We start from the raw sequence: 25973 nt of genomic DNA on the forward strand, positions 1-25973 counted from the left end.
CCCCTTCACCTGTTCCCACCCTCCCGGTGCTGTCGGCGAACGCACCTTATCCTGCGCGGTCTGGCGCGCCGCGTACTGCCTGGCACAGTATGCGCGGCAGGGTGATCGAGCGGGACGATCAGGGGGGCGCATGACCCGGACTGCCGAAGGCGACACGGAATCCGCGGCGTTCGGTGCGGCACTGCGCCGGTTACGGGCGGCACAGAAGACGGCCAAGGGCGTCTCGCTCTACTCGCGCTTCGTCAACCGGCCGTTGGGCCGCGTTCTGGCCGCGGCGGCCCACCGCGCCGGACTCACCCCGAACCGGGTGACGCTGCTGAGCGCGGCGTGCAGCTTCTCGGGGGTCGCGGCCGTGGCGCTGGTGCGGCCGTCGTGGACGCTCGGGGTGTGCGTCTACGCCGCGCTCGTCGTCGGCTTCGCGCTGGACTCGGCCGACGGGCAGCTGGCGCGGCTGCGCGGCGGCGGCAGCCCGGCGGGGGAGTGGCTGGACCACGTCGTGGACTGCGCCAAGATCGTCGGGCTGCACTCGGCCGTGCTGATCTCCTTCCACCGCTTCGCCGACCTGCCCGGCCAGGGGTGGCTGCTGGTCCCGCTGGGCTTCCAACTGGTGGCGGTGCTGCTCTTCTTCGGCGGGCTGCTCACCGACAAGCTCCGCCCCCGGCGGTCCGACGGGGGAGCGGCTGCCCGGCCCCCCTCGCCGCTGCGGGCCGTGGCACTGCTGCCGGTGGACCACGGCGTCTTCTGCGCCGTCTTCCTGCTGCTGGGCGCCCCGGGGGCGTTCCGCGCCGGGTACGCCGTCCTGTTCGCCTGCTACGCGCTCTTCCTCGCGGCGTTCGCGGTCAAATGGTTCCGGGAGCTGTCCGCCCCACCTCCGGGGTGACCGACTCCGAGGGGGCCGCGTCGAGCGCGTCGAGTGCACGCCGCAGCTGAGTGCTGGAGGTATGCATGGTGTACGGGAAGTAGACGACCTCTACGCCGACGGTGCGGAAATCGGCCTCCAGCCTTTCGCCCTTCGGCGTACCGCGCCAGTCGTCCCCCTTGAACAGCACATCGAACCTCACCTGCTGCCAGGTCTCCAGCTTGTCCGGCACCGTCTCCACGAACGCCGCGTCCACGAACCGGATGCTGCGGACGATCTGCAGCCGTTCGATGAGCGGGATCACGGGCGGGCGGCCCTTGGCACGCTCGGCCATCTCGTCCGAGACGACGCCGGCGACCAGGTAGTCGCAGCGGGAACGGGCGTGCCGTAGCAGGTTCAGATGGCCGACGTGGAACAGGTCGTAGGCGCCGGGCGCGTAGCCGACGGTGTGGGTCATGTGAGGTCCCCCCTGGACGCATGACGTTGGCTGTACACCGGCCCTCCCCGACCGCCGTACATCGCTGCATGCAACCACAACCCGCAGGAAACAGGGACAGGTTGGCGAAAGCGTGCACGATCGGCGCTACGCTGCCCCGGGGAATCCTGTGGGGGGATGTATGGCGAACAGCGACGCCGCGCGCGGAAGGGGCACCGGGCCCGGACCGCTGCGTGACGGGGGGCCCGGACGCCGGGTGGTGCTCGTATCGACCAACTACGCACCAGAGCAGGCGGGCATAGGGCCCTATGCCGCGCAGCTCGCCGAGCACTGGGCGACACAGCCCGGCTGGGACGTGCACGTCCTGGCCGGTATGCCGCACTACCCGGCCTGGCGTACGGACCGGGCCTACCGGGGTGTGTGGCGGGCGACCGAACTGCGTGCCGGAGTGCGGGTGCACCGCCGCAGACACACCGTCCCGCCCCGGCAGACGGCCGCACGCCGGGCGCTGTACGAGGCGTCCATCCTCGCCCACGGCCTGCTGGCGCCGCCCCGCCTGGGCGGGCGGCCCGACGCCGTCGTCGCCCAACTGCCCAGCCTCGCGGGCGGACTGCTGGGCGCCCGGCTGGCCCGCGCCGCCGAAGTGCCGTTCATACCCGTCGTACAGGACCTGATGGGGGCGGCGGCGGCCCAGAGCGGCATCCGCGGCGGCGGCCGGGCCGCGGCGCTCGCCGGTCTCGCCGAGCGCCGCGTCCTGGCGTCGGCCACCCTCGTCGGCGTCATCCACGACAGCTTCATCGACCGCGTCGCCGCCCTGGGCGTGCCTGCCTCGCGCATCCGGACCGTCCCCAACTGGACGCACACGGCCCAGGCCGCGCGGCCACGGGAGGAGACCCGCGCCCGGCTCGGCTGGCGGCGGGACGAGACGGTGGTGCTCCACGCCGGCAACATGGGCCTCAAGCAGGGCCTGGAGGTGCTGATCGAGACCGCTCGGCTGCTCAAGGGCGAACAGGGCCGGGAGCGGTTACGTATCGTCCTGATGGGCGACGGCAACCAGCGTCGGCACCTCGCCCGGCTGGCGGCGCCGCTGTCCGGTGTCGAGCTGCTGCCGCCCGCAGCCGAGACCGACTTCCCCGACGTACTGGCCGCCGCCGATGTGCTGGCCGTCACCCAGCGCGCCTCCGTGCTCGACATGAGCGTCCCCTCCAAGCTCACCTCCTACTTCGCCGCGGGCCGCCCCGTCATCGCCTCCGTCGCCGCCGACGGCGGCACCGCCGGGGAGGTGCGCCGCTCCGCGGCCGGGGTCCTGGTGCCGCCCGAGGACCCCGAGGCGCTCGCCACCGCCCTGCGCTCCCTCGCCGCCGACCCGGCCCGGGCCGCCGCGCTCGGTGCGGCGGGCCGCGCCTACGCCACCGGCCACCTCGGCCGGGAGGCGGCACTGACCAGGCTGACGGCGCTGCTGGAGGAAGCCCTCACCCTGCCCCCCGCCCCCGACCACCACCCGCTCGTGTCCCGGACACGGCACCGGCGTGGTGCGCTGCCGGGCGCGGCCCCGGGGGCGGCCCGGCAGCAGGGCGGTCCGGCATGAGCGGTCACGGCGCGCCCGCCGCCGGTGGCGAGCGGGACCCGGGCGCCGCACAGCCCTACGACGAACCCGATCTGCTCCGCGACCAGTTCCGGCAACTCCTGCGCTACCGCTGGCTGATCGTGCTCGGCGTCGCCTTGGGACTGCTCGGCGGCGGCTGGCTCGGCATACGCGGTGCCGACTCCTACACCGCCACCACCGAGATCTCCGTCCGGCCGCTGCCCATCGACAGCAGCGGTGAGAAGACGGCCCCCGGCGAGACCAGCATGGGCTCGGAGCGGCGGACCGCGCTCAGCAGCGTCGTCGCCGAGCGCGCCGCACGGAAGCTGCACACCGACACCGGACCCCAGCGGCTCGCGGCGGATCTGCAGGTCACCAACCCGCCCGAGACCCGCATGCTGCGCTTCGCCTACACCGCGCACAGTCCCAAGGCCGCGGCCCGCACCGCCAACGCCTTCGCCACCGCCTACCTCGACAACCGCGAGAAGGACGCCACCACCCGCGTCGCGAGCATGGTGGAGTCCTACGAGAAGCAGCGCGCCCCGCTCCTCAAGGAACGCGACCGGCTCGCCGAGGAGATCGCCTCCTCCGGCAAGGAAGGCGCACTCGACGGCACGCTGTCCGCGCACTCCTCCGTGGTCAACCGCATCGCCGAGATCAACGGCAGCATCAGCGACCTGCGTGCCGAGGACACCACCCCGGGCCGCGTCGTCACCGAGGCCACTCCGCCCGGCGCGCCCGCCGGGCCGGGGCTGCCGCTGATGGTCGGCCTCGGCGCGGCCGTCGGCATCGGCCTCGGCCTGCTCGCCGCCTGGGTACGGCTCGTCTTCGACCCGGCCGTGCGGACGCCCGGCGATGTCGTACGCGCCCTGCACGCGCCCGTACTCGGCACCCTGCCGCGCCGACGGCGCGGCGGCGGCCACAGCCCCGGCAAGCAGAAGCGTGCCGCCCGCCGGGGCCGCTCCCGCTCGCTGCTCGCCGACGGCCGGCTCGCCGAGGAGTACCGCTCGGTGGCCTTCCGGCTCGCCTATGACGAGACGTTCGCGCGCCGCCGCCGCGTCCTGGTCGTCCCGCCGCGCGGCAGCATCGACACCGCACTGGCCGCCTCCGTCAACCTGTCGGCCTCCTTCGCCGAGATGGGCAAGGAGGTGCTGCTGCTGGAGGCGGATCTGCGCACCCCCTCCCTGACCGAGCGGCTCCGGCAGGCCGACGGCGTCCAGCCGGGGGGTGTCTCCCGGCCGGGGGCCGCCGGGTGGGCCCGCGCCCCCGGCCACGGCACCATCGGCTGGCCCACCGGACCCCGCGTCCCCATCGACGCGGGCGAGTCCGGCGTCTTCGACCTGGTGCCCGGCCACCGCGTCAGCAAGGTGCCGCGCGCACTGACCTCGTCCGCCGTCACCCAGCTGATCGGGCACGCCGACGAGCGGAACTCGGTGCTCATCGTGCTCGCGCCCGCCGTGCTGTCGTACGCCGACGCCATCGCGCTCATCGACCGGGTCGACTGCGTGCTGATCGTCTGCGACCCGCGCGAGGTGCGCAGGGACGACCTGGCCAGGGTGCGGGAGTTGGTCGTCGGTGCGGGGGGTTGTGTGCTGGGTGCGCTTCTCCACGCGGAGGGCGCCGGGGCCGAGCCCCGGCGCCGGGGAGCCTTGTCGGGACCTCCGGCCCCACCCGATCGCGGGTCCCCCACGCGGGAGGGCACCGCCCTGCGCGTCACCGTCCGGTGAGGGGCCGCCTCGTTCGGCGTGCCCGGCGTAGGGGGCTGCGCTTGCCGGCCCTGCTCCCCCAAGCTCTTCGAGCAGGGGGTACCCCCAGGCGCAGACCTCCCAAGCGCAGCGGAGGTGCGCCGCGTCAGGGGCGCGGGGAACCGCTCCCCCAGCCTCCGGCCGGGAGGTGCCCCCACCAGCCACAGAACACCCGCGGTCTGCGAACCGCGGAAAGGGGCACCCCCTTATCAGCCCTCCTGTGTTCCGTGGCCGACCAAGGAGTGGCAGCGGCGACGAACATCGCCGTGCTCGTCGTCGCCGCCCGCCAGTCGGACGTGCACGCCTTCGCCACGTTCTCCCTCGTCTACACGGTCTTCACCGTCCTCCTCGGCCTGACCGTCGCCTATGTGGGCCAGGCCCTCGTCCTGGAGAAGGGCGAACCGGCGGGGCACACCACCGTGGCGCGGTCCTGCCGTTCGGCGGTCGGGTTCACCGCGGCGGCCTCCACTGCGCTGGGCGCGCCCGCAGCAGTGGTGCTGTGGGCGGTCGGCGGTGGGGCGGCCGCCGCGCCGGCGGCCCTCGCGCTGGTGCTGCCGCTCGCGTTGACACAGGAGACCACCCGCTACGCCTTCGCCACGCTCCACCGCCCCCACTGCGCCCTCGCGGCGGATGTGCTGCGGCTGGTCTGCGTGGTGCCCGCGCTCGCCGCCCAGCCGCACGGCGCCGGCGCACCCAGGCTGCTCCTGGTGTGGGGGCTGTCCGCACTGCCCGCTCTCGCGGTGGCGCTGTTGCTGCTGCGGCGGCACACCCGGGGCGCGGGCCAGGACCCGGGCCGCTATCTGCGTCGGGACCACCTCGGCCGCAGGTTCGCCGTCGAGTTCGGTGTCGGCAACGCGGGCAGCCAACTGGCCGTCATCGGGCTCGGACTGCTCGCCGATCCGCTGGCGGTGGGCGCGCTGCGTGGCGCCACCACCCTCTACGGGCCGATGAACGTGCTGTTCAACGCCGCCACCGGATTCGGGCCGCCGCTTCTCAACCGCACCGCGGGAGCCCGCCGCGCGGCGCGTGCGGCGGGCGCCGCCGGGGGAGTGCTCGCCGGGCTGGCCGCGGCCTGGACGACCGTTCTGCTGCTGCTGCCCGACAGCGCGGGCCGCGCGCTGCTCGGCGACACCTGGGCGTCGGCAGCGCGGCTGCTGCCCGCCACCGGCAGCCAGTACGCGGCGATGGCACTGGGCACCTGCGGGCTGCTGGCCCTGCGGGTGCTGCGCCCGCGCACGACGCTGCCGATCCAGCTGGTCTTCTCCCTCGCCTCTGTGGGGTGCCTGTTGGGCGGTTACGCGCTGGGTGGTGTGCTCGGCGCGGCGTGGGGGCTGTGTCTGGGCTCAGCCATGAAGGCCGCGGCCACCTGGGCGCGTGCCGCCCGGCTCCTGCGGCCCCTCCCCGGGGGCTGATGGGGGGCTGCCCCTGTCCGTCGTCGGCAGGCTGCGGCTTCGTTGTGGTCGCTCGCGCCCACGCGGCGGAGCCGCACATCGACACGGCCCGCGCCCCTGACGGGGCGCACCCCCTAACGCCCCGAGCTGCGGCCCTCCCGGCTTTGCCGAAATGTCGTGACGAACGCGACGCACAGCACCGCGATCGCCACCCGTCCCATGCCCTGCAGCAGTGAGCCGCGCAGCAGGATGAAGCTGTAACCGGCCACCAGCGGCACCGCCACCGCCGCCACACTGCCCGGCCCCGCCCGCTCCCGCGGCCCGCGCCCCGGCCCTTGGGCGGCGGCGGCCTCCTGGGCGGTGCGCCGCGCATAGCGCCGGTCCGCGCGCGCGGCACCGTAGCCGACGGCGGCGAAGCCCGACACCATGCCCAGCGGGCCGAAGTCCAGCCACAGCTCCGCCCACAGCGGGGAGGACAGGTTCGGGTAGGGCATGCCCATCCACTCGCCGACCCGGGTCCCCGGGTCGTGCGGCTTGCCGGCCCACACCGAGCGGGGCACGAAGAACAGCGCCGTGCCCGACAGTTGGCGCCCATAGCTGTGGCCCTCGCCGGAGCGGACGAAGGTGACGGTGTTGGCGAGCATGCCCGTCTGGTCGTAGTCCTTCATCGTCAGCGGTTCCAGTACCGACCCGGTCGTCTGCCGGGGCCGGTCGGTGCCTTCCTCGTAGCGGAACCGGTCGGCGAACGGGAAGATCACCAGCGCCACCGCCACACCGGTGGCCAGTGCGGCCCGGTACATCACCGGGCTGCGCGGGAACGCGGTGAACAGCAGCGAGAACAGCACCGTCAAGAACCAGTAGCGGGGGTTGGAGACCGGGTTGTTGACGACGGCGTTGAGCGCCAGCATCGCCAGCCACAGCACCGGCACCAGCGGCCGGCGCCGCGCGGCCCGGGAGACCACCAGCCAGCGGGTGAGGAACAGCAGCGCCAGCAGCGCCGGTACGGTGCCGAACCCGCGCAGGAACGCGGAGCCCGCCTGTGAGGTGGCCCGGGCGCCCGCTCCTCCTGCGAGGGACTCGCTGATCTCCTGCCGGTTGCTGAAGAAGACCGCCGGCCCGCCGAGTTCGGCCGTCAGCAGCCCGCTGCCCGCCAGCGCCAGTACGCACAGCAGATACAGCCGCCGCCGGTGCACGACCGCCGGTGGGCGGTGGCGCTCGTACATCCGGCTGCGCAGCGGCGGCCGGTGGCGGGCCAGCAGCGCCCCCACGTCGAAGGCGACGATCCCCGCCAGGACCAGCGCCGAGGCCAGTACGGTGTCCGCACGCGGCCCCACCACCGGGGTCGGTGTGCTGTCCAGCACCGTCTGCGCCAGGGGTGCGATACCCATCGCGATGTAGCAGAACAGCCAGAAGGCGCCCTGGATGAGGCGGCGGTGCCCGGTCAGCACCATGGCCGCCAGGCGGGTGCCGGAGTACGCGCACGTCGCCAACTGGAGCCAGTAGGCGGCGTCGTGCGGGCCAGGACCCGGCTGGGTCGCGACCGCGGCCGGGAGCACGGCGACCAGGGCCGCCACCAGCGGGACGGCCAGCGCACGGGAGAGCACGGCCCGGGGCGGCGCCCAGGCGCCCTCGTGCTGACGCGGTGCCGGTGTGCGGGTACCGGTGCTCATATCCGGCCCCGCGAAAGTCGGGAAAGGGCGGGGCAGGGGACGATAAAACGGTTAATGTCTCCCGGAGTATCCACCGAGGGGGCCCCATTGAAGGTGCTGCACATCGTCACGCTGCACACGCCCACCCACGACTTCGGCGGGCCCACCAGGGTCGCGCTCAATCTGTGCCGGGGGCTGCGGGCCAAGGGCGAGCAGGCCGCCCTGGTGGCCCTGGGCGACAACTTCCCGGCGGGGCGGCTGCCCCGCAGCGTGGACGGGGTCCCGGCCCGGCTCTTCCAGGCCCGGCACGTGCTGCCGCGCTTCGAGGTCAGCGGCATCACCTCGCCCGCGCTGCTCGCCGCGGCGCCCCGCATGCTGCGTTCGGCGGACGTCGTCCACGTCCATCTGATGCGCGATCTGATCACCCTTCCCGTCGCGATGCTGGCCGCGCGGCTGGGACGCCCCCTGGTGCTGCAGACGCACGGCATGATCGACCCCACCCGGAATCGGGTGGCGCAGGCCGTGGACGTGCTGGGCCTGCGCCGGGTGCTGAAGGAGGCCGACGCCGTGCTCCATCTCACCCCGCAGGAGCGGGAGCTGACCGAGGCGGTGGTGGCGCCGGACCCGATGGGCCCGGCGTACCGGCTGGTGAACGGTGTCGCACCGCAGCCCATGCGGGAACCGGGAGGTGCCGGCCGCCCGCCGACCGTTCTGTACTGCGCGCGGGTGCAGGAGGGCAAGCGCCCGCAGGACTTCGTGGGGGCGATACCGACGGTGCTGGACAAGCACCCCGACGCGCGGTTCGTGCTGGCCGGACCCGACACCGGCGCGCTGGCCGACGACATGCTGGCGCTGGCCCGTTCGCTGGGCGTCGGGCACGCGCTGGAGTACATCGGCGCGCTCGACCGCACGGGCGTCATCGCCCGGCTGCGCGCCGCCGATGTGTATGTGCTGCCGTCCATCAAGGACGCCTTCTCCGTCTCCGTGCTGGAGGCACTCTCGGTGGGGCTGCCCGTCGTCGTCACCCGTACCAGCGGACTGGCACCCGACGTGGCCGCCGCGGGGGCCGGGCGGCTGGTGGACAGCGCCCCGGACGATCCGCGCAACGGGGCCCGGATCGGCCGCGCGGTGCTGGAGCTGCTGGACCCGGGGGCGGGCGCCGCCGCCTCCCGGGCGGCTTGGCGGCTGGCCAGGGAAAGCTTCACGCTGGACGCGGTGGTGGACACGCTGCGGGAGATATACGGGGCGGTGTGCGGGCGGGTCAGTGCCGGCCCCTCTCGCCCGACGCCGCCTCGCGCGCCTTGAGCCCGATCTGCCAGCGGTAGAAGCTCATCGCCAGCGCGTAGTCGAGCCCGGCGCGGCCGTCGAGGAAGCCCCTCCGCCAGCCGTAGGCGTAGGCGAAGGAGACCAGCGGTTTGAGCGGTGCCCGGTGGAAGAGGCGGCCCTGCCGGGTCTTGGCCTGCCGGATCTGTTCCCGTACGGCCGGGTGCCGCTCCAGCCACGCCTCCCAGTCCGAGTAGCGGTTGTGCCGCTCGAACCAGGTGCGTACCGGGTCCAGATCCTGATGTTCGATGGGGGAGCGGAGCCGCACCACCGGGTCGGCCAGCGGCTGGTAGTGGCCCTCCTGCTCGCCCATGCCGGGAGCGGCCAGGTCGTCGGGTTCGGGGAAGCGGCAGCGGGTGCGATCCAGCAGCACCCGCTTGACGATGGTGTACCCGTGCCGGAGCCTGCGCCCCGCGAACCAGTAGCCGAGCGGGATGTCGAAGGCGGCGGGGCGCAGCGTGTGGCCGGGCGGCGGGTCGAAGAGATGCCGCATCTCGGCCAGCAGTTGCGGGCTGGGCGTCTCGTCCCCGTCGAGGAAGAAGACCCAGTCGACCTCGGGGTGCACATGCTCCAGGCACCACTGCTTCTTCTTCGGGTACCCGCCGTCCCAGGTGTAGGGCAGCACCTCGGCGCCCTCGGCCTCGGCGAGTGCGCGGGTGTCGTCCGTGCTGTCCGAGTCGACCACGACGACGTGTGCGAAGTGGTCGATCACCGACCGCACGGTCGTGGCGATGTTCTCCGCCTCGTTCTTGGTCGGTATCGCGACGACGACGGGCAGCTTCTCCACGAGGGGCCTCTTCCGGTTTCGGGGGTCACGTCCTGGGCCGCACGCCTTCGCAGCGCCATCTCCTCAGGCGTCACGACTTCGGTCTCACTTCTTGCCCGCCGCCTTGAGCAGTGGCTTGAACGTCGGGCACAGATGGGTGATCGCCGGGACGGCGTTGTCGATCTCGCCGGCCCGCAGGGCGCTGATCGCGTCCTTGCGGCTCACCCCGGCCGTTGTGCGCAGCCGTGCGCAGGCGGTGCGGCCCGCCTCCAGCACGGCGGCCGGCTCCAGGCCCTCGGGCACCCGGCCGACCAGGTACTTCTTCTCCTTCTTGGTGAACGAACCGGTGGCGGGGGTGAGTTGGTCGCGGGGCAGCTTCGGGGTGGCCCGCTCCTCGGGGCGCCGCTCCCGGCCGTCCTTGGGCGGCGGTGGCTCCTCGCCCGGTGACGGGGGAGCGCTCGCGCCGGGCTGCCCGCTCTCCCCGCTCTCCTGCGCCCGGTGCTGCTTGCCCCCGTCCGCGCCGCAGCCGGCCGTCAGCACCAGGGTGGCCGCCACGAGGGCGGCCACCGCGGTTGCTGCGGCCTTGTGGGCGCTCACGGCTTCCTGAAGGTGAGGGTGAGCTTGGGGCCGGTGCCCCCGGACTCGCGCGCCAGCAGCCACAGGCTGTCGCTGCCGGTGCTGGTGAGCGCCACGTCGAAGCTGCTGCCCGCCGCGTCACCGACCGCGCTCTTGCTGAGCGGGATGTCGTAGGCGGTGTTGCGCTCCGGTGCGCCGCTCAGCGTGCCCAGCGTCGACGAGCCCAGGGAGGGCCGGTCGGCGTAGGTCACCGAGGACTCCGACCATGAACCGGTGACCGGCCGGACGCTGATCGCGTCCGCAGTCGCCGCATAGCTGTCGTTGCTGGTGGTGACGGTGAGCCGGGCACTGTCCAGCACCATGCCGCTGGGCGGCGAGGGTACGTTGAACCGCAGATAGCTCTCGTACGGCGACGAGCCGCGCACGGCCAGCTGCTGGTGGGTGCCGTAGGTGGAGCCGGTCGAGGAACCGTTCACATACGCGTCGGCGGTCGCCTCCCGCTCCACCGTCGTCTCCGTCGGTGTCCCCGGCGTACGCACCGTGGCCCCTTCCGAGCGGGCACTGGTGTTGGTGTCGTCCGCGTCGCTCGCGGTGATCCGGTAGGTGTAGTCCGTGCCGGGCTTGACGGTGGTGTCGGTGAAGCTGACGGTGGGCCGGTCCCAGAACGTGGAGTTGGCCCGCACGGTGCCCACCGGCTCGGAGCCGCCGTTGCGGTAGACGCGGTAGGTGAGCGTACGGTCGTCCAGGTCGGTGCTGGCCGGCCAGGTCACCCGGACGCCCGCGGTGACGTTGGCCGCGCTCACCCCGTCGGGGACGGTCGGGTCCCGGGTGTCGGGACCGTTGGCGAAGCGCACCAGGCCCTGCTGGGGTTTGTTGCCGTTGGAGGCGATCCGGGAGAACGTACCGCCCACCCACATGTAGTCGGTGCCGCCGCGGGAGGAGACCACCATGGCGCGCGGTCCCACCTGCTCCACGTTCGCCGGTCCGTCGTCGGTGTCGGGGAACCACGACAGCAGTGGGGTGGGGTCGTCCACGGACTCGGCCAGCAGGTGCTGGCGCTCGTACAGCTCTCCGAACTGGCCCATGCTGGAGCAGTTGTGCGCGTGCGAGCTGCTGTAGAGCACGCCCTTGTAGACGGTCACATCCTGGGTCGCGCCCAGGCAGGTGTCCCGCCAGCGCTGGTCGAAGTCGTCCAGGTCCAGCGCGATCCGCCCGTCGAACACGCCGCCGCCGGTGCCCTCGTTGGCGGTGTAGATACCGGTCTCGTCCACATGGAGGCCCTTGACCACGGAGTTGCGCGGTACGAAGGTGCGGCCGTAGGCGCGCTTGAGCGCGCCGGAGGCCGCGTCGACCACGGCCAGCGCGTGCGAGTCCGTGCCCCGCACGCGGGCGAAGTCACCGCCGAGTACGACGCTCTTCTTGTCCGGGGTGACCTCCACGGCGCGTCCGGTCAGATCCGCGTCGGCCCTCCAGGAGCGCAGCTCGCCGCCGGTGGTCAGCGCCGCGAACTTGCTGCGGCTCTGGTCTTCCACCGAGGTGAAGTCGCCGCCCAGGTACACCGTGTCGTCGGTGGCGGCGAGCGCGTGCACGGTCGAGGACACCGACACGTTGAAGCCGGGCTTCACCTGGCACGTCGCGATGTCGATCGCGGCGACCCTGCTGACGTAGGTGCCGTTCACGGCGGCGAAGTTGCCGCCCGCGTAGAGCGTCCCGCCGTCCGGCGAGACCGTCAGCGCCCGCACGGTGGCCGTACCGCTGCCCACCGTGAAGTTGAGCCGGCAGTCGGTGGGGGCGCCGGTCGCGGCGTCGAACGCGGCGAAGTTGACCGCCTGCCGCTCGCCGGTGCCCGGCTCGGCGCCCGGTGGGCGGATGGCCGAGAAGGTGCCGCCCGCGAAGACGACACCGTCGGACTGGGCCATGGCCCATACGACGCCGTTCGTCTGCCAGGTCGGTAAGTCGTCCGCCGTCATCGCCACCGGAGCGGTGAGGGCTTGCGCCCTCGGGACGCCGCCTTGTGTGAGGGCTGGGCCGACGAGGGCGGTTGCGGTCAGGGCCAGGACCACTGCCGCGATTGTCGCCTTGCGGCGATGGGTGCGTTTCATGTGCTGTCCCTCATTGTCGGTGCTGCATCTGTGTTTTTCCGGTGAGGGGCTGCCCCTGCCTGCTGCATCGCGGGCTGCGGGAGTGTCGTGGCTGTGGGGGCACCCCCTGCTCGAAGAGCTTGGGGGAGCAGTTCCCCGCGCCCCTGAGGGGCGCAGCCGTGCGGGCCGTCAGCCGTGATCAATGCGGACCGCCGCGCCCGAGAGCTCCGCTTCCAGCGCGGAGATGTCGGCCTCCACCATGATCCGGGCCAACTCCCCCCACATCACCCGCGGTTTCCAGCCCAGCCGGGCCTCCGCCTTGGTCGCGTCGCCGATCAGCGCGTCGACCTCGGCGGGCCGCTGGTAGACGGGGTCGAACCGCACATGGTCCTGCCAGTCCAGACCACCGGCCCGGAAGGCCTCCCGCAGGAACTCCCGCACCGTCGTGGGGACCCCGGTGGCGACGACGTAGTCGTCGGGCTCGTCGGCCTGCAGCATCAGCCACATCGCCTCGACGTACTCGGGCGCATAGCCCCAGTCGCGTACCGCGTCCAGATTGCCCAGGTACAGATGTCGTTGCAGCCCGGCCCGGATCCGGGCGACGGCGCGGGTGATCTTGCGGGTCACAAAGGTCTCGCCGCGCCGTGGCGACTCGTGGTTGAACAGGATGCCGTTCACCGCGAACAGGCCGTAGGCCTCGCGGTAGTTGACGGTGGACCAGTAGCTGAACACCTTGGCGCAGCCGTAGGGGCTGCGCGGGTGGAACGGTGTCGCCTCGTGCTGCGGTGGTGGGGCCGCGCCGAACATCTCCGAGGACGACGCCTGGTAGATGCGGGTGTCGATCCCGCTGGCCCGGATCGCCTCCAGCAGCCGCACCGTGCCCATGCCGGTGACGTCTCCGGTGTAGAGGGGGGAGTCGAAGGAGACCCGCACATGGGACTGGGCGCCGAGGTTGTAGACCTCGTCGGGGCGCAGATCGCGGAGCAGGTTGACCAGGGCGACGCCGTCGGCGAGGTCGGCGTGGTGCAGGACCAGACAGCGGCCCTCGTCGTGCGGGTCCTGGTACAGGTGGTCGAGACGGCCGGTGTTGAAGGACGAGGAGCGGCGGACCAGGCCGTGCACCGTGTAGCCCTTGCCGAGCAGGAGTTCGGTCAGATACGACCCGTCCTGGCCCGTGATGCCGGTGATCAGTGCGCTCTTGGGCATGTGCCGCCGTCCTGAGTCAGATCGAGGGTGGAGGGGTGGGCCGCGACGGAACCGCGCGGACTGTTCGTTACGTTCTCTTTGTCGGCTATCTCCCCGAACGGGGGCGGCTGCTGGCAGAATCCGGCAGCATGACGCCGAGACCGCACTCCGCCGAGCCCGCCCCGGACGACGCCGCAGCCGAGTCCCCGCACGGCGGCTCTCTGCTGCCGCCCGGAGCGCGGGTGTTCGTCGCGGGCCACCGCGGGCTGGTCGGCTCGGCCGTGGCCCGCCGGCTGGCCGCGGAGGGGTACGAGGTGCTGACCTGCGACCGCACGGCGCTCGACCTGCGCGACGCGGACCGCACCCGGCGCCGGCTGGGCGAGCTGCGGCCGGACGCGGTGGTGCTGGCGGCGGCCAAGGTCGGCGGCATCATGGCCAACAAGACGCAGCCCGTGCCGTTCCTGGAGGACAATCTCCGCATCCAGCTCAGCGTCGTGGCGGGCGCGCACGCGGCGGGCGTACCGCGGCTGCTGTTCCTGGGCTCGTCCTGCATCTACCCCAAGCACGCCCCGCAGCCGATCACCGAAGAGGCCCTGCTCACCGGCGCCCTGGAGCCGACGAACGAGCCCTATGCGCTGGCGAAGATCGCGGGCCTCACCCAGATCCGCGCCTACCGCGAGCAGTACGGCGCCTCCTACATCTCGGCCATGCCCACCAATCTCTACGGCCCCGGCGACAACTTCGACCTGGAGACCTCGCACGTCCTGCCCGCGCTCGTCCGCCGCTTCCACGAAGCACGGCGGGACCGGGCCCCGCGGGTGGTGCTGTGGGGCAGCGGTACACCGCGCCGCGAGTTCCTGCACGTCGACGATCTGGCGCGGGCCTGCCTGCTGCTGCTGCGCCGCTACGACGAGGCGACGCCGGTCAACGTGGGCTGCGGCGAGGACCTGACGATTGCCGCGCTCGCCGAGACGGTGCGGGACGTGGTCGGCTTCGACGGTGACATCGGGTGGGACACCAGCCGCCCGGACGGCACCCCGCGCAAGCTGCTGGACGTCTCGCGGCTGTCGAAGCTGGGCTTCCGCCCGCAGATTCCGCTCCGCGAAGGGATACGTGCGACGTACGAGTGGTGGCTGACGTCGTCGTAAGGGGCGCCCCGAAGGGGCGCGGGGAACTGCGCGCTCGGCCCCCGCACACCCGCAGCCCGCGATGCGCCCAACGGGGCAGCCCCTCCCCGGCAACAAGCGGCACCCCGCACCTACCGCACCCATCAGTACGCCCCCCGTCCGTCGACCACGGCCCGCACCGTGCGGGCCAGCAGATCCAGGTCCCCGGTCAGCGACCAGTTGTCCGCGTACCGCAGATCCAGCGCCAGGCTCTCGTCCCAGGACAGGTCGGAGCGTCCGCTGACCTGCCACGGTCCGGTCAGTCCCGGCTTGACCAGCAGCCTTCGTAGCGCCGTCGGCCCGTAGGCGGCCACCTCTTCCGGCAGCGGGGGCCGTGGACCGACCAGGGACATCTCGCCGCGCAGCACGTTCCACAGCTGCGGCAGCTCGTCGAGGGAGGTGCGGCGCAGCACCCGCCCCACCCGGGTGACCCGGGGGTCGGCCCGCATCTTGAACAGCGGTCCGTCCACCTCGTTCGCGGCGGCGAGCTGGGGCCGCAACCGCTCCGCGTCCACCGCCATGGAGCGGAACTTCCACATGGTGAAGGGCGCACCGCGGTGGCCGATCCGGGTCTGCCGGTAGAGCGCCGGTCCCACCGAGTCGAGCCGTATCGCCGCTGCGACGATCCCGAACACCGGGGCGAGCAGCACCAGTCCCAGTGCGGCGCCGATCCGGTCGAGCGCCGCCTTGAGGACGACCTGCGGGCCGCGCCGCACCGGTGGGTCCACATGCAGCAGATGCAGCCCGGCGGCCGTGGACGGGCGCACCCTGCGCAGCGCCACGTCGGCCAGCCCGGAGGCGACCACCAGCGGCAGCCCCGCGTCCTGCACCGCCCAGGTCAGCGCGCGCAGCCGCGCACCGCTCAACAGTGAGCCGCAAGCCACCAGTACGGTCTCGGCGCCGTGCAGCCGCGCCGCCGAGACCACGGCCGCCCCGTCCGTGCCACCGCCGTCCGGCCCCTCCGGGTCGGCCTCCAGCCCTCCGGTCTCGGGGACGCCGCTGCGGTTGGGCGTCGGTCCGACCGGTACCGCGCCGATGACGACGTACGGGTGGTCCGTACGGCTGGCCAGTTGCTCCACCACCCGGTCCACTGCGCCGCCCTCGCCCACGACCAGCGCCCGCCGCACGGCGTGCGCTTCGCGGCGCTGGTTGGTCAGATGGCGATGCGTCAGCGACCGGCAGACCGTGGTGAGCGCCGGTGCGGGCAACAGCGCGAGCAGCGCGACGGCGGGAGGCGAGTTCTCGCCCGTCAGCACGCGGAGGACGGCGAGCAGCCCGAGCAGCGTCAGCCAGTCCCGCAGGGTGGTCAGCACCCCGCGGGTCTCGCCGAGCCAGCGCCGTCCGTAGCGCCGGTGCGCGGCCCGCACGGCCAACCAGGCGAGCGTGGCCGTCGCGGTGGCCGCGGCGGTGTGCGGCTGTCCGGCCTGGTGGAAGACCGACGCCACCGGAAGGGCGATGCCGAGCGCGTCGACGGCCAGCGAAACGGGCCGGTACCAGCCGGACTTGTCCTGGCTGCGGTGCGCACCGGGCCGCACCGGCTCCTGGCCGCTCTTCCTTCTCCCCGCCACCGGCTCGGCCGGTCTCCCCGTCTCGGACACGAAAGCGAAGTCGCGCCGCATGAACCCCCCCAGGTACGCGGAACCTCCGCAGCGCACCGAACCCCGCCCCCATTTGTCGGGATGCGCCGACTTCCCAGACCTTAGGACATATGAGCACTCTGCGTGTCCATGTGTTCACTTCCCCATGAGAAGTGCGGAGAGTGTGGTGGGGGTTGTCAGGCAGTGCGCGTAGATTCCGGGCGATTCCCCGCACGGAATCCCCACCCGAGGACGGTGCTCCTCGACTGCGGGCTTGACCTTGACGCAGGCGGCAGGGTTCGAGGATGCGGCCATGAACGAGACCACCGAGAGCACCGCCTCGCCGCAGCCCCGTACCGTCGTCGTCACCGGTGCCGGAACCGGTATCGGGCGCGCCACGGCGCGTGCCTTCGCCGCGCAGGGAGCACACGTCTTCGCCGTCGGCCGCCGTACGGCACCGCTCCAGGAGACCGCCGCCGAGCCCGGCCCCGGCGCCATCACCCCGTTCGCCGCCGATGTCACCGATGAGGACGCGCCCGAGCGCATCGTGGTTGCCGCGCTGGAGTCGACCGGACGGCTCGATGTCCTCGTCAACAACGCGGGGATCGTCGGCGGCGACAGCCTGGGCGACTACACCCGCGCGAGCATCGAGGCGCAGCTGACCACCAACCTCACCGCGCCGGTACTGCTGACCCAGGCCGCGCTCGCCGCGCTGAAGGCGGCCCCGGCGGGCGGCGTGGTCGTCAACGTCAGCACCTCCATCGGGCAGCGCGCCTGGCCGGGCAACTCGCTGTACGCCGCGAGCAAGACGGCGCTCGAACTGCTCACCCGCAGCTGGGCGGTGGAGCTGGCGCCGCACGGCGTCCGGGTGGCAGCGGTGGCGCCGGGCGCCATCGACACCCCGATCGGCGAGCACCGCGGCCTCGGTCCCGAACAGCGCGAGGCGATCCGGGAGTGGCAGATCGCCCACACCCCGCTGGGCCGCGTCGGCCGGCCGGAGGAAGTGGCCTGGGCCGTGGTGGGTCTGGCCGCGCCCGAGGCGTCGTTCGTCACCGGCGTCGTGCTGCCGGTGGACGGCGGCGCGGTGCTGGCGTGACCCGGGCCGTCCCGGCCGTGCGGCCGGCCGGGACACCACTCCCTCGGGGAGCCGTGATACCACTTCCTGCGAGAGGTGGTGGCGGTATGCGGATCGGGGAGCTGGCACGGCGTACGGGGACGACGGCGCGGGCGCTGCGCCACTACGAGCAGGCCGGGCTGCTCACCTCCGAGCGCGCACCCAACGGCTACCGCGTCTACGACGCCGCTGCCGAGGTGCGCGTCGGCAACATCCGCTACCTCCTCGACGCCGGGCTGACCTTGGAGGATGTCGGCTTCTTCGCCCCTTGCCTGGACGGTGACCTGGCCGCCGCCCCGCCCTCCCCGGAGGGCCTGCGCGTCGCCGAGCAGCGGCTCGCCGTTCTGGAGGCGCGGATCGCCGCCCAGGTCGCGGCCCGCGACCGCCTTCGCGAGGCCCTGCGCGGGGCGGCGGCGGGGGTGGCGGTCTGAGTCCGGGTCAGTCCCTCGCGGTCGGCCCGCTTCCGGGGATGGGCGTCAGCCGGTAGCCGTCGGCGGGGGTTCCGGCGACGTGGCCCGCGGTGGGCGGCGGGAAGTGCGTGCCCAGGACGAGGGTGCCGGTGCCGGCGAGCGAGGCGAGCAGCGAGCGCCGGGTGGCCTCGGACCGTGCCGGGTCGATGTCCACGCAGCTGCCGATGCCCGGCTCCGGAAACTGGACCGGGTGGTGGATGCAGTCGCCGGTGATCAGGGCTGTGGCGCCCTGGTCGGTGAGCTGGACGGCGAGGTGGCCGGGGGTGTGTCCGGGGGTGGGGAGCAGCCGCAGACCCGGGACGACCTCATGGCCCTCGTCCGGGAGGTGGACGAGGTCGAGCAGACCGGCGTCCTCGACCGGCTGCACGGAGTCGCGGAACATCTGCGCCCGCGCCTCGTCCATGGCGTATCCGGCCCAGAACTCCCGCTCGGTGCGCGAGGTGAGATAGCGCGCGTTCGGGAAGGTGGGCACCCAGGCGCCGGCCGCCTTGCGGGTGTTCCAGCCGACGTGGTCGGTGTGCAGATGGGTCAGGATCACCAGGTCGATGGAGTCCGGGGGGAATCCGGCGTCGGTGAGGCGCTGGAGGTAGTCGGTGCGCAGATCGTGCCAGGCGGGGTTCGCCCGGGTCTTGCCGTTGCCGATGCCGGTGTCGACGAGGACCCGCAGCCCGTCGATCGAGAAGGCGAAGCTGTGGCTGGCCAGCCGCAGCACACCGGACGGGTCGGCGAAGTCGGGCCGCAGCCACTCGTGCCGGGCGACGACCTGGGCGGTGGCGTCGGGCAGCAGCCAGCGCCCGGTCGGGGGCGGCAGCGGCACCTCGTCCACCCGGTGGATCCTGAGGTCTCCCACGGTCCAGGAGGGGGCCGCGAGCCCGGTGCTCTCGGAATTAAAGCTAACGGTTTGCATTAAGCCACCGTAGCTTCTACCGTGCAGCTAACGCAAAAGGTTAGCTTTTGCTGTCGAGCCAGGGAGAACACCCATGCCTGCTGCCGAACTCACACCGCCCGAAGCGGCCCGCTGGGCCGCCCGCACCGGGCTGCCACTGCCCGCCGACCGCCACGCGGAGGTCGCCGCCACCGCCGACCACATCCACTCCGTCGTCTCCGTCCTGCGCGAGCTGGACTTCGGCGACACTCCCCCCGCGGCCGACTACCGCGCGGCGGAAGAGGGCGACCAGCAGCGCGCCGGGACGGGGGAGAACAATGCAGCCGTATGAACTGTCCCTGACCGCCGCCGCGGACCGGATCCGGACCCGGCAGCTGTCCCCCGTCGAACTGGTGGACTCGGTGCTGGACCGGATCGAGCGCACCGAACCGCACCTGCGGGCGTATGTGACGGTGACGGCCGACCGGGCCCGCAGCTCGGCGCGCCGCGCCGAGCAGGAGTTGTCCGCGGGCCGCGCCGCCGGGCCGCTGCCGGGCATCCCCATGGGGCTGAAGGACATGATCGACGTGGCCGGAGTGGCGACCACCGGCAGCTCCCGGGTGCGGGAAGGACACCGGGCCGACGCCGACAGCACGGCCGCCGCGCGCCTGACCGCGGCCGGTGCGGCCCTGGTGGGCAAGACCCACACGCACGAGTTCGCCTACGGCCTCACCACTCCGCAGACCAGGAACGCCTGGGACCAGGAGCGGGTGGCCGGAGGATCGAGCGGCGGCTCGGCCGTCGCCGTGGCGGCCGGTGCGGCCACCTTCGCGCTGGGCACCGACACCGGCGGATCGATCCGGGTGCCCGCCGCGCTGAACGGCATCGTCGGCCTCAAGCCGACCTACGGCCTCGTCCCCCGGCACGGCGTGACCTCGCTGTCCTGGTCACTCGACCACGTCGGCCCGCTCACCCGCACCGTCGAGGACGCGGCGGCCGTCCTGGCAGCCCTGGCCGGTGACGCACCGCGCGATCCCGCGTCCGCGCCCACACCGTCCACCGACCGGCAGCCGGACGCCGACATGGACCTCACCGGGCTGCGCGTCGGCGTGCCGGTCAACTACTACTTCGACCACGTCGACCCCGAGGTGGAGGCCGCGGTCCGGCGGGCCGTGGACCGGCTGGCCGAGCTCGGCGCACACCTCGTCGACGTCGAGATCCCGATGACCCGCTACATCCAGGCTGTCCAGTGGGGCCTGATGGTCCCCGAGGCCACCGCGTACCACGAACGGACACTGCGCTCCGTACCCGAGCGCTACGCGGCGGATGTACGCATCCTCCTCGAAGCCGGCGAACTGATGCCGGCGGGGGACTATCTGCGCGCCCAGCGCGCCCGCACGCTCATGCGGCGCAGCTGGCTGAGCACGCTGGAGGAGGTGGACGTCATCGCGGCGCCGACCGTGCCCACGACCGCGGCCAAGGCCGACCAGCCCACCCTCACCTGGCCCGACGGCACCGTCGAGACCGTCTCGGACGCCTATGTGCGCCTCTCGGCGCCGGCCAACATCACCGGGCTGCCCGCGCTGACCCTGCCGGTCGGCCACGACAGGGCGGGAATGCCGATCGGGATGCAGCTGATGGGACGGCCCCAGAGCGAGGCGGTGCTGCTGCGCGCGGGGCACGCCTACGAGCGGACCGGGCCGCCCCGCACCCTGGCCCCGGTGGGCGGCACCGCCCCGGACGGCACCGCACCGGGCGGTCCGGCCGCGGCCGTTGACGCAATGACTTTGCTTTAGCATGGCGCCATGGCCAAAGCGATGGCGCGCCCCGGCGGGCGCAGTGCCCGGGTACAGGAAGCGGTGCACGCGGCCGTGCACGAACTCGACGCCGAGGTCGGACGGGACGCGCTGACCGTTCCGCTGATCGCGGCCCGTGCCGGAGTCACCCCGTCCACGGTCTACCGCCGCTGGGGCGACCTGCGGGAGCTGCTCTCGGACGTCGCCGTCGAGCATCTGCGGCCCGAGACCGACCCGGAGGACCACGGCGAACTGGTGGCCGACCTGACCGCCTGGGCCGAGCAGTTCCTGGACGAGATGGCGTCGCCCCCGGGCCGCGCCTACATCCGCGACGCCCTGCTCGGCGATCCGGACGGAGACAACGCCGGCCAGTGCTCCGCCTACGCCGCCGAGCAGATCGACGTCATCCTCCGGCGCGCGACCGCCCGTGGGGAGCAGCAGCAGCCCGACGTCGAGACGGTCATCGACCACGTCGTGGCCCCGATGATGTACCGCATCCTCTTCCGCCCCGGCGCGCTCGACGCCGCCTACGCACGCCGGCTGGTGGCCGACTGCCTGGAGCGGGGGCGGCGATGAGTCACCTCGTCGCCGCCCCGGTCGGCCCCGCACGCACCGCGAGGATCAGCCCTTCACACAGACGATCTGCCGCAGCTTCGCGACGACCTCGACCAGATCGCGCTGCTGGTCGATGACGCGCTCGATCGGCTTGTAGGCCCCGGGGATCTCGTCCACCACCCCCGCGTCCTTGCGGCACTCCACCCCGCGCGTCTGCTCCGCGAGATCCCGCTCGGTGAAGCGCCGCTTGGCCGCGTTCCGGCTCATCCGCCGGCCCGCGCCGTGCGAGGCGGAGTTGAACGAGTCCGCGTTGCCCAGGCCCTTGACGATGTACGAGCCGGTGCCCATCGAGCCCGGGATGATGCCGAACTCGCCGCTGCCCGCCCGGATCGCGCCCTTGCGGGTGACCAGCAGGTCCAAACCGTCGTACCGCTCCTCGGCCACGTAGTTGTGGTGGCAGGAGATGGTCTCCTCGAAGACGGGCTTCGCCTTCTTGAACTCTCTGCGGACCACGTCCTTGAGCAGCCCCATCATCAGTGCCCGGTTGTACTTGGCGTACTCCTGGGCCCAGAACAGGTCGTGCCGGTAGGCCGCCATCTGCGGGGTGTCCTTGACGAAGACCGCCAGATCGCGGTCGACCAGCCCCTGGTTGTGCGGCAGCTTCTGAGCCTCGCCGATGTGGAAGTCCGCGAGCTCCTTGCCGATGTTCCGCGAACCGGAGTGCAGCATCAGCCACACCTGGCCGGTGGTGTCCAGGCACACCTCGATGAAGTGGTTGCCGCCGCCCAGCGTCCCCAGCTGCTTGGTGGCCCGCTCGTGACGGAACCGCACGGACTCGGCCACACCGTCGAAGCGCGCCCAGAAGTCGTCCCAGCCGGCGGTCGGCAGCCCGTGCACATCGCCGGGCTCCACCGGCTCGTCGTGCATACCGCGCCCGACCGGAATGGCCTGCTCGATCTTCGAGCGCAGCCGCGAGAGGTCACCGGGCAGATCGTCGGCCGTCAGTGACGTACGCACCGCCGACATCCCGCACCCGATGTCCACGCCCACGGCCGCGGGGCAGACGGCGCCGTGCATCGCGATGACCGAGCCGACGGTCGCGCCCTTCCCGTAGTGCACATCCGGCATCACCGCCAGGCCCTTGATCCACGGGAGCGTCGCGACGTTCTGGAGCTGCCGCAGCGCCACGTCCTCCACGCTGCCCGGATCCGTCCACATCCGGATCGGCACCCGCGCACCGGGCATCTCCACGTGCGACATGACAGTCCAACTCCCCCATGACGAATAGGCGCAGCACACGGCCGAACACAGCCGTCTTGGCTGCGGAAGCCCGCCCCCGTGACGGGCTTCCCTGCGCCTCATTGTGCGCTGCTGCGCACCCGCCACGGCAAAGCATTTTCAGCACCCTCTTCCCGGAACAACCCCCCTGGGGCGCCGGCTCACCGCGCGGAGCCGCCTTACGCGCTGAGCCGGAAGTGGGCGCCCAGTTCCTGGAAGACGGCCGTGTTCAAGGCGAAGGCGTGCCTGCACTCCTCCACGATGCGCCGCTTCTCCAGGTCGTCGCAGGGCAGCGCGTCCAGCAGGGCGCGGTACTCGCGCTTGAAGGCGGCGGGGTTGCCGATGGCGTCGAAGACGTAGAACCGCACGCCGTCGCCCTTGCGGGCGAAGCCCCAGGTCTTCTCGGCGGTGCCGCGGATGATCTGGCCGCCGGAGAGGTCTCCGAGGTAGCGGGTGTAGTGGTGGGCGACATAGCCGCCCGGCCAGCTGCGGGCGACCTCGGCGACGCGGGCCGCGTAGGCGGCGGTGGCGGGCAGCGGGGCGACGTGCTCGCGCCAGTCGGCCGAGCCGTGCAGATGGGTCAGGTCCTTCTCCAGCGCGGGCAGCCGCAGCAGCTCACCGCGGACGAAGGGGCCGGCGACCGGGTCGGGTGCCAGGTCGTCGGCGGCGCCTTCCAGCGCGCCGTAGACGAACCAGAGCTGCTCTGTGTAGCGGGTGTAGGCCTCCAGCCCGAGCCGGCCGCCGAGCATCTCGCTCATGAAGGAGGAGTTCTCGGCCTCGGTGTGCTGTTCCTGGGACGCGGTGCGGATCAGGGCGGAGAAGGCCGGGGAATGGTCCGTCGAGGTGTCCTGCGAGGGGGATGCGGCAGACGGCAAGGCTGGCTCCCAGGGTGGAGGAGGGGGTACGGCCCGGCGGGAGGCCGGGGGCGCGTGCGGGCTCCGACACGGTGCGATCCTGCTACTTAGGCTTACCTAAGTCAAGCAGTTGCCGACACCCTGTCGGAAAACCCTTACCCCTCGAACGCCCTACGGAAGCGTCAGGATCTCCGCGCCCGTCTCGGTCACCACCAGGGTGTGCTCGAACTGCGCGGTGCGCTTGCGGTCCTTTGTGACGACCGTCCAGCCGTCCTCCCACATGTCCCACTCGTAGGTGCCCAGCGTCAGCATCGGCTCGATGGTGAAGGTCATCCCGGGCCGGATGACGGTGGTGGCGCGCGGGTCGTCGTAGTGCGGAACGATCAGCCCGGAGTGGAAGGAGGTGTTGATGCCGTGGCCGGTGAAGTCGCGGACCACGCCGTAATCGAAGCGCTTCGCGTACGACTCGATCACCCGGCCGACGATGTTGAGCTGGCGGCCCGGCTTGACCGCCTTGATCGCCCGGTTCAGCGCCTCGCGGGTCCGCTCCACCAGCAGCCGCGACTCCTCGTCCACGTCCCCGCACAGATAGGTGGCGTTGTTGTCGCCGTGCACGCCGTCGATGTACGCCGTCACATCGAGATTCACGATGTCGCCGTCGCGCAGCACCGTGGAGTCGGGGATGCCGTGGCAGATCACCTCGTTCACCGAGGTGCACAGCGACTTGGGGAACTGCCGGTAGCCCAGGGTGGAGGGGTAGGCGCCGTGATCGATCATGTACTGGTGCGCCACCTCGTCCAGTTTGTCCGTGGTGACGCCGGGGGCGATGTGCTTGGCGGCCTCTTCCATGGCGCGGGCGGCGATCCGCCCGGCGACGCGCATCTTCTCGACCGTCTCGGAGTCCTGCACCTCGGGCCCGTCGTAGGGGGTGGGTGCGGGCTTGCCGACGTACTCGGGACGCGGGATCGAGGCGGGCACGGCACGGGGCGGTGAGACCGTGCCGGGGACGAGGAGTGACTGGCCAGACATGTCTGCGAGTCTAATCCGGGCCCGCCGCCGTGCTCCGGCCAGCTTGGGGGGGCGCTCGGAACCCGCCCCGGCGGGGCTGCGTGAGCTGCGCCGGTGCGCGACCATGCCGGTATGGCTCTGTTCAAGCGCAAGACGGTCGGCAAGCCCGGAGAGTGGTTCTTCAACGTCGAGACCGGAACCGTCGAGGAGGGACCGCAGTCGGCGGGCAAGAACCGGATGGGCCCCTACGCCAGCCGCGAGGAGGCGGCCCGCGCCCTGGAGACCGCGCGGGAGCGCACCTCGGAGTGGGAGAACGACCCCCGCTGGCACGAGAAGGGAGGCGAGACGGGCCGCGGCTGACCCGGGCGCGGGCTCAGGCCTGCTCCTCGGCCTCAGCCGCGCCCTGACGGGCCTCCCTTACCGCCCGTGCGTGCTCGCTGGTGCGCGCGTCGTACGCCAGCAGCTTGGGCAGCGCCGCCGCCAGCAGCGCGACGCCCGCCACGCACACCAGTCCGCCCGACCACACCGATGTACGGACGGAGGTGAGCGAGGCCACCGAGCCCGAACGCACCTGTCCCAACTGGGGCCCGGCCGAGAACGACAGCAGCTCGATACCGGCCAGCCTGCCGCGCAGCTCGTCGGGGACGGTCTGGTTCCACATCGTCGAGCGGAAGAGTCCGCTGACCATGTCGCAGGCGCCGGACACGACGAGGAAGAGCAGCACCAGCCACACGTTCCGCACCACCCCCGCCACGGTCATCGCCGCGCCCCAGCCCGCGGCGGCCAGCAGCACTGCGAGACCGTGCCGGTGCACCCGCGACGACCAGCCGCTCGTCGCGCTCACCAGCATCGAGCCGAAGGGCAGCGCCGCGTACATCAGGCCCAGCGACCACGGTGCGTCCAACTCGTCGGCCAGGAACGGGAAGAGCGCGATCGGGAACGCGAACAGCATCGCCACGACGTCGACGGCGTACGTGCCCAGCAGGTCCTTGCGGCACCACGCGTACCGCGCGCCCTCCCAGATGCCGCGCAGTGACGGCTTGGCCGCGTCGTGCGCGGGTGGCGAAGGGGCGAGCCGCAGCGTCATCAGCAGGGACAGCACAAAGGTCGCCAGGTCGATGGCGTAGGCCGTCTCCAGCCCCGCGTAGGCGATCAGAATGCCCGCGAGCGCGGGCCCGGCGACGCCGCCCACCTGCCAGCGCAGCGAGTTGAGCGCCGCCGCCGCGCTGAGCTGCGCGTGCGCGACGATCCGCGGCAGGATCGCGTCCAGCGCGGGCCGCTGCACACCGACCAGCGCGCTGCTGAGCGCCGCCGCCGCGTACAGCGGCCACACCATCGGCTGCGGCAGCAGCGTGTTGAGCAGCAGCACCAGCGCCACGGCGCCCAGCGCGGCCTCGCTGCCCAGGATCAGTCTGCGCCGGTCGAAGGCGTCGGCGAGCGCCCCGCCGTACAGCCCGAACACGATCAGCGGCACCAGCTCCACGGCCCCCAGCGCGCCGACCGCGGCCGCCGAGCCCGTCAGCTCCTTGACCTGGAGGGGCAGTGCGACGAACGTGAGGAAGCTGCCGAAGGTGGTGATCAGGCCAGCGGTCCACAGGGTGCGGAAGTCGCGTGAATCCCGCCAAGGGGAGAGGTCCGGAAGCACGAGGAGGCATCCTCGTGCTCCCATGTGACGCCGGGCAACCGGATTTCGC

The 25973-nt window shown here is 72.7% G+C and carries 24 protein-coding genes; 12 read left to right on the plus strand and 12 right to left on the minus strand.

Features of this window, described 5'->3' with window-relative positions; all coding sequences use genetic code 11:
• Window positions 1-130: 130 nt before the first annotated feature.
• Entirely contained in the window at window positions 131-880 is a 750-nt protein-coding gene (locus JW613_RS11285; RefSeq protein ID WP_209210644.1) for a CDP-alcohol phosphatidyltransferase family protein, read from the plus strand.
• On the opposite strand, the gene JW613_RS11290 is transcribed toward JW613_RS11285, so the two are convergent.
• Window positions 840-1316, minus strand: a complete 477-nt coding sequence (locus JW613_RS11290; RefSeq protein WP_209210645.1) for an FAD synthase family protein — start codon at window positions 1314-1316, stop codon at window positions 840-842. The genes JW613_RS11285 and JW613_RS11290 overlap by 41 nt on opposite strands.
• A gap of 160 nt (window positions 1317-1476) precedes the next feature.
• Here JW613_RS11290 and JW613_RS11295 point away from each other — a divergent pair, with 160 nt between their 5' ends.
• The 3 genes from JW613_RS11295 (at window position 1477) to JW613_RS11305 (ending at window position 6037) form a co-directional block, all read left to right on the plus strand.
• On the plus strand, window positions 1477-2883 hold the full coding sequence (locus tag JW613_RS11295) for a glycosyltransferase family 4 protein (RefSeq protein WP_209210646.1): 1407 nt from the start codon (window positions 1477-1479) through the stop codon (window positions 2881-2883).
• On the plus strand, window positions 2880-4607 hold the full coding sequence (locus JW613_RS36340) for a lipopolysaccharide biosynthesis protein (RefSeq protein ID WP_209210647.1): 1728 nt from the start codon (window positions 2880-2882) through the stop codon (window positions 4605-4607). The genes JW613_RS11295 and JW613_RS36340 overlap by 4 nt, the downstream gene beginning before the upstream one ends.
• Before the next feature lie 245 nt (window positions 4608-4852).
• Entirely contained in the window at window positions 4853-6037 is a 1185-nt protein-coding gene (locus JW613_RS11305) for an MATE family efflux transporter (RefSeq protein WP_307865866.1), read from the plus strand.
• 113 nt (window positions 6038-6150) lie between these two features.
• Here the strand turns inward: JW613_RS11305 and JW613_RS11310 are convergent, their stop codons facing one another.
• A complete protein-coding gene (locus JW613_RS11310) occupies window positions 6151-7686 on the minus strand; it encodes an O-antigen polymerase (RefSeq protein WP_209210648.1) in 1536 nt (511 codons plus the stop codon).
• A gap of 87 nt (window positions 7687-7773) precedes the next feature.
• On the opposite strand from JW613_RS11310, the gene JW613_RS11315 reads away from it, so the two are divergent.
• Window positions 7774-8970: a glycosyltransferase gene (locus tag JW613_RS11315; RefSeq protein ID WP_209210649.1), complete on the plus strand. Its 1197-nt coding sequence runs from the start codon at window positions 7774-7776 to the stop codon at window positions 8968-8970.
• Here the strand turns inward: JW613_RS11315 and JW613_RS11320 are convergent.
• From JW613_RS11320 to gmd, 4 genes are all read right to left on the minus strand, one after another.
• On the minus strand, window positions 8927-9775 hold the full coding sequence (locus JW613_RS11320) for a glycosyltransferase family 2 protein (RefSeq protein WP_209210650.1): 849 nt from the start codon (window positions 9773-9775) through the stop codon (window positions 8927-8929). The genes JW613_RS11315 and JW613_RS11320 overlap by 44 nt on opposite strands.
• A gap of 84 nt (window positions 9776-9859) precedes the next feature.
• Window positions 9860-10351 carry a DUF732 domain-containing protein gene (locus JW613_RS11325; protein WP_209210651.1) on the minus strand — a complete coding sequence of 164 codons (492 nt, stop codon included), beginning with the start codon at window positions 10349-10351 and terminating at the stop codon, window positions 9860-9862.
• On the minus strand, window positions 10348-12432 hold the full coding sequence (locus tag JW613_RS11330) for a CBM96 family carbohydrate-binding protein (RefSeq protein ID WP_209210652.1): 2085 nt from the start codon (window positions 12430-12432) through the stop codon (window positions 10348-10350). Before JW613_RS11330 ends, JW613_RS11325 begins: the two co-directional genes overlap by 4 nt.
• Window positions 12433-12600: 168 nt before the next feature.
• Window positions 12601-13617: a GDP-mannose 4,6-dehydratase gene (gmd, locus tag JW613_RS11335; protein WP_099880288.1), complete on the minus strand. Its 1017-nt coding sequence runs from the start codon at window positions 13615-13617 to the stop codon at window positions 12601-12603.
• 128 nt (window positions 13618-13745) lie between these two features.
• On the opposite strand from gmd, the gene JW613_RS11340 reads away from it, so the two are divergent.
• Window positions 13746-14744, plus strand: a complete 999-nt coding sequence (locus JW613_RS11340; protein WP_209210653.1) for a GDP-L-fucose synthase family protein — start codon at window positions 13746-13748, stop codon at window positions 14742-14744.
• Between the two features lie 122 nt (window positions 14745-14866).
• On the opposite strand, the gene JW613_RS11345 is transcribed toward JW613_RS11340, so the two are convergent.
• Window positions 14867-16381 (minus strand): sugar transferase, encoded by a 1515-nt coding sequence (locus tag JW613_RS11345; protein WP_209210654.1) that lies wholly within the window; start codon window positions 16379-16381, stop codon window positions 14867-14869.
• Window positions 16382-16652: 271 nt separating this feature from the next.
• Here JW613_RS11345 and JW613_RS11350 point away from each other — a divergent pair, with 271 nt between their 5' ends.
• Together JW613_RS11350 and JW613_RS11355 are read left to right on the plus strand one after the other, a co-directional pair.
• On the plus strand, window positions 16653-17435 hold the full coding sequence (locus JW613_RS11350) for an SDR family NAD(P)-dependent oxidoreductase (protein WP_209210655.1): 783 nt from the start codon (window positions 16653-16655) through the stop codon (window positions 17433-17435).
• A gap of 86 nt (window positions 17436-17521) precedes the next feature.
• Window positions 17522-17884 (plus strand): MerR family transcriptional regulator, encoded by a 363-nt coding sequence (locus tag JW613_RS11355; RefSeq protein ID WP_209210656.1) that lies wholly within the window; start codon window positions 17522-17524, stop codon window positions 17882-17884.
• 7 nt (window positions 17885-17891) lie between these two features.
• Here the strand turns inward: JW613_RS11355 and JW613_RS11360 are convergent, their stop codons facing one another.
• On the minus strand, window positions 17892-18830 hold the full coding sequence (locus JW613_RS11360) for an MBL fold metallo-hydrolase (RefSeq protein WP_209210657.1): 939 nt from the start codon (window positions 18828-18830) through the stop codon (window positions 17892-17894).
• Between the two features lie 73 nt (window positions 18831-18903).
• Here JW613_RS11360 and JW613_RS11365 point away from each other — a divergent pair, with 73 nt between their 5' ends.
• From JW613_RS11365 to JW613_RS11375, 3 genes are read left to right on the plus strand one after another with little or no spacing between them, the layout of a single operon-like run.
• Window positions 18904-19140, plus strand: a complete 237-nt coding sequence (locus tag JW613_RS11365; RefSeq protein ID WP_209210658.1) for a hypothetical protein — start codon at window positions 18904-18906, stop codon at window positions 19138-19140.
• Complete coding sequence (locus tag JW613_RS11370; protein WP_209210659.1) at window positions 19127-20584, plus strand: amidase; 1458 nt, start codon at window positions 19127-19129, stop codon at window positions 20582-20584. The genes JW613_RS11365 and JW613_RS11370 overlap by 14 nt, the downstream gene beginning before the upstream one ends.
• Window positions 20585-20605: 21 nt before the next feature.
• Window positions 20606-21160 carry a TetR/AcrR family transcriptional regulator gene (locus JW613_RS11375; RefSeq protein ID WP_209210700.1) on the plus strand — a complete coding sequence of 185 codons (555 nt, stop codon included), beginning with the start codon at window positions 20606-20608 and terminating at the stop codon, window positions 21158-21160.
• Window positions 21161-21205: 45 nt separating this feature from the next.
• On the opposite strand, the gene JW613_RS11380 is transcribed toward JW613_RS11375, so the two are convergent.
• The 3 genes from JW613_RS11380 to map all read right to left on the minus strand — a co-directional run bounded on the left by JW613_RS11380 (window position 21206) and on the right by map (window position 24300).
• Entirely contained in the window at window positions 21206-22399 is a 1194-nt protein-coding gene (locus JW613_RS11380) for an RtcB family protein (protein WP_099880269.1), read from the minus strand.
• A gap of 197 nt (window positions 22400-22596) precedes the next feature.
• Window positions 22597-23292: a biliverdin-producing heme oxygenase gene (locus JW613_RS11385; protein ID WP_209210660.1), complete on the minus strand. Its 696-nt coding sequence runs from the start codon at window positions 23290-23292 to the stop codon at window positions 22597-22599.
• Between the two features lie 150 nt (window positions 23293-23442).
• Window positions 23443-24300, minus strand: coding sequence for a type I methionyl aminopeptidase (map, locus tag JW613_RS11390; protein WP_209210661.1), 858 nt, complete (start codon window positions 24298-24300; stop codon window positions 23443-23445).
• Window positions 24301-24411: 111 nt separating this feature from the next.
• On the opposite strand from map, the gene JW613_RS11395 reads away from it, so the two are divergent.
• Window positions 24412-24639, plus strand: coding sequence for a hypothetical protein (locus tag JW613_RS11395; RefSeq protein WP_099886456.1), 228 nt, complete (start codon window positions 24412-24414; stop codon window positions 24637-24639).
• A gap of 13 nt (window positions 24640-24652) precedes the next feature.
• On the opposite strand, the gene JW613_RS11400 is transcribed toward JW613_RS11395, so the two are convergent.
• On the minus strand, window positions 24653-25948 hold the full coding sequence (locus JW613_RS11400; protein ID WP_209210701.1) for an MFS transporter: 1296 nt from the start codon (window positions 25946-25948) through the stop codon (window positions 24653-24655).
• Window positions 25949-25973 lie beyond the last annotated feature (25 nt).

This window comes from Streptomyces smyrnaeus (assembly GCF_017676345.1).
Classification (GTDB): Bacteria; Actinomycetota; Actinomycetes; order Streptomycetales; family Streptomycetaceae; genus Streptomyces; species Streptomyces smyrnaeus.

Coding starts and splice junctions, on each gene's coding strand:
- JW613_RS11285 (WP_209210644.1), top strand. CDS start 131: ATGACCCGGACTGCCGAAGGCGACACGGAATCCGCGGCGTTCGGTGCG.
- JW613_RS11290 (WP_209210645.1), bottom strand. CDS start 1,316: ATGACCCACACCGTCGGCTACGCGCCCGGCGCCTACGACCTGTTCCAC.
- JW613_RS11295 (WP_209210646.1), top strand. CDS start 1,477: ATGGCGAACAGCGACGCCGCGCGCGGAAGGGGCACCGGGCCCGGACCG.
- JW613_RS36340 (WP_209210647.1), top strand. CDS start 2,880: ATGAGCGGTCACGGCGCGCCCGCCGCCGGTGGCGAGCGGGACCCGGGC.
- JW613_RS11310 (WP_209210648.1), bottom strand. CDS start 7,686: ATGAGCACCGGTACCCGCACACCGGCACCGCGTCAGCACGAGGGCGCC.
- JW613_RS11330 (WP_209210652.1), bottom strand. CDS start 12,432: ATGAAACGCACCCATCGCCGCAAGGCGACAATCGCGGCAGTGGTCCTG.
- gmd (WP_099880288.1), bottom strand. CDS start 13,617: ATGCCCAAGAGCGCACTGATCACCGGCATCACGGGCCAGGACGGGTCG.
- JW613_RS11340 (WP_209210653.1), top strand. CDS start 13,746: ATGACGCCGAGACCGCACTCCGCCGAGCCCGCCCCGGACGACGCCGCA.
- JW613_RS11345 (WP_209210654.1), bottom strand. CDS start 16,381: ATGCGGCGCGACTTCGCTTTCGTGTCCGAGACGGGGAGACCGGCCGAG.
- JW613_RS11350 (WP_209210655.1), top strand. CDS start 16,653: ATGAACGAGACCACCGAGAGCACCGCCTCGCCGCAGCCCCGTACCGTC.
- JW613_RS11355 (WP_209210656.1), top strand. CDS start 17,522: ATGCGGATCGGGGAGCTGGCACGGCGTACGGGGACGACGGCGCGGGCG.
- JW613_RS11360 (WP_209210657.1), bottom strand. CDS start 18,830: ATGCAAACCGTTAGCTTTAATTCCGAGAGCACCGGGCTCGCGGCCCCC.
- JW613_RS11365 (WP_209210658.1), top strand. CDS start 18,904: ATGCCTGCTGCCGAACTCACACCGCCCGAAGCGGCCCGCTGGGCCGCC.
- JW613_RS11370 (WP_209210659.1), top strand. CDS start 19,127: ATGCAGCCGTATGAACTGTCCCTGACCGCCGCCGCGGACCGGATCCGG.
- JW613_RS11375 (WP_209210700.1), top strand. CDS start 20,606: ATGGCGCGCCCCGGCGGGCGCAGTGCCCGGGTACAGGAAGCGGTGCAC.
- JW613_RS11380 (WP_099880269.1), bottom strand. CDS start 22,399: ATGTCGCACGTGGAGATGCCCGGTGCGCGGGTGCCGATCCGGATGTGG.
- map (WP_209210661.1), bottom strand. CDS start 24,300: ATGTCTGGCCAGTCACTCCTCGTCCCCGGCACGGTCTCACCGCCCCGT.
- JW613_RS11395 (WP_099886456.1), top strand. CDS start 24,412: ATGGCTCTGTTCAAGCGCAAGACGGTCGGCAAGCCCGGAGAGTGGTTC.
- JW613_RS11400 (WP_209210701.1), bottom strand. CDS start 25,948: ATGGGAGCACGAGGATGCCTCCTCGTGCTTCCGGACCTCTCCCCTTGG.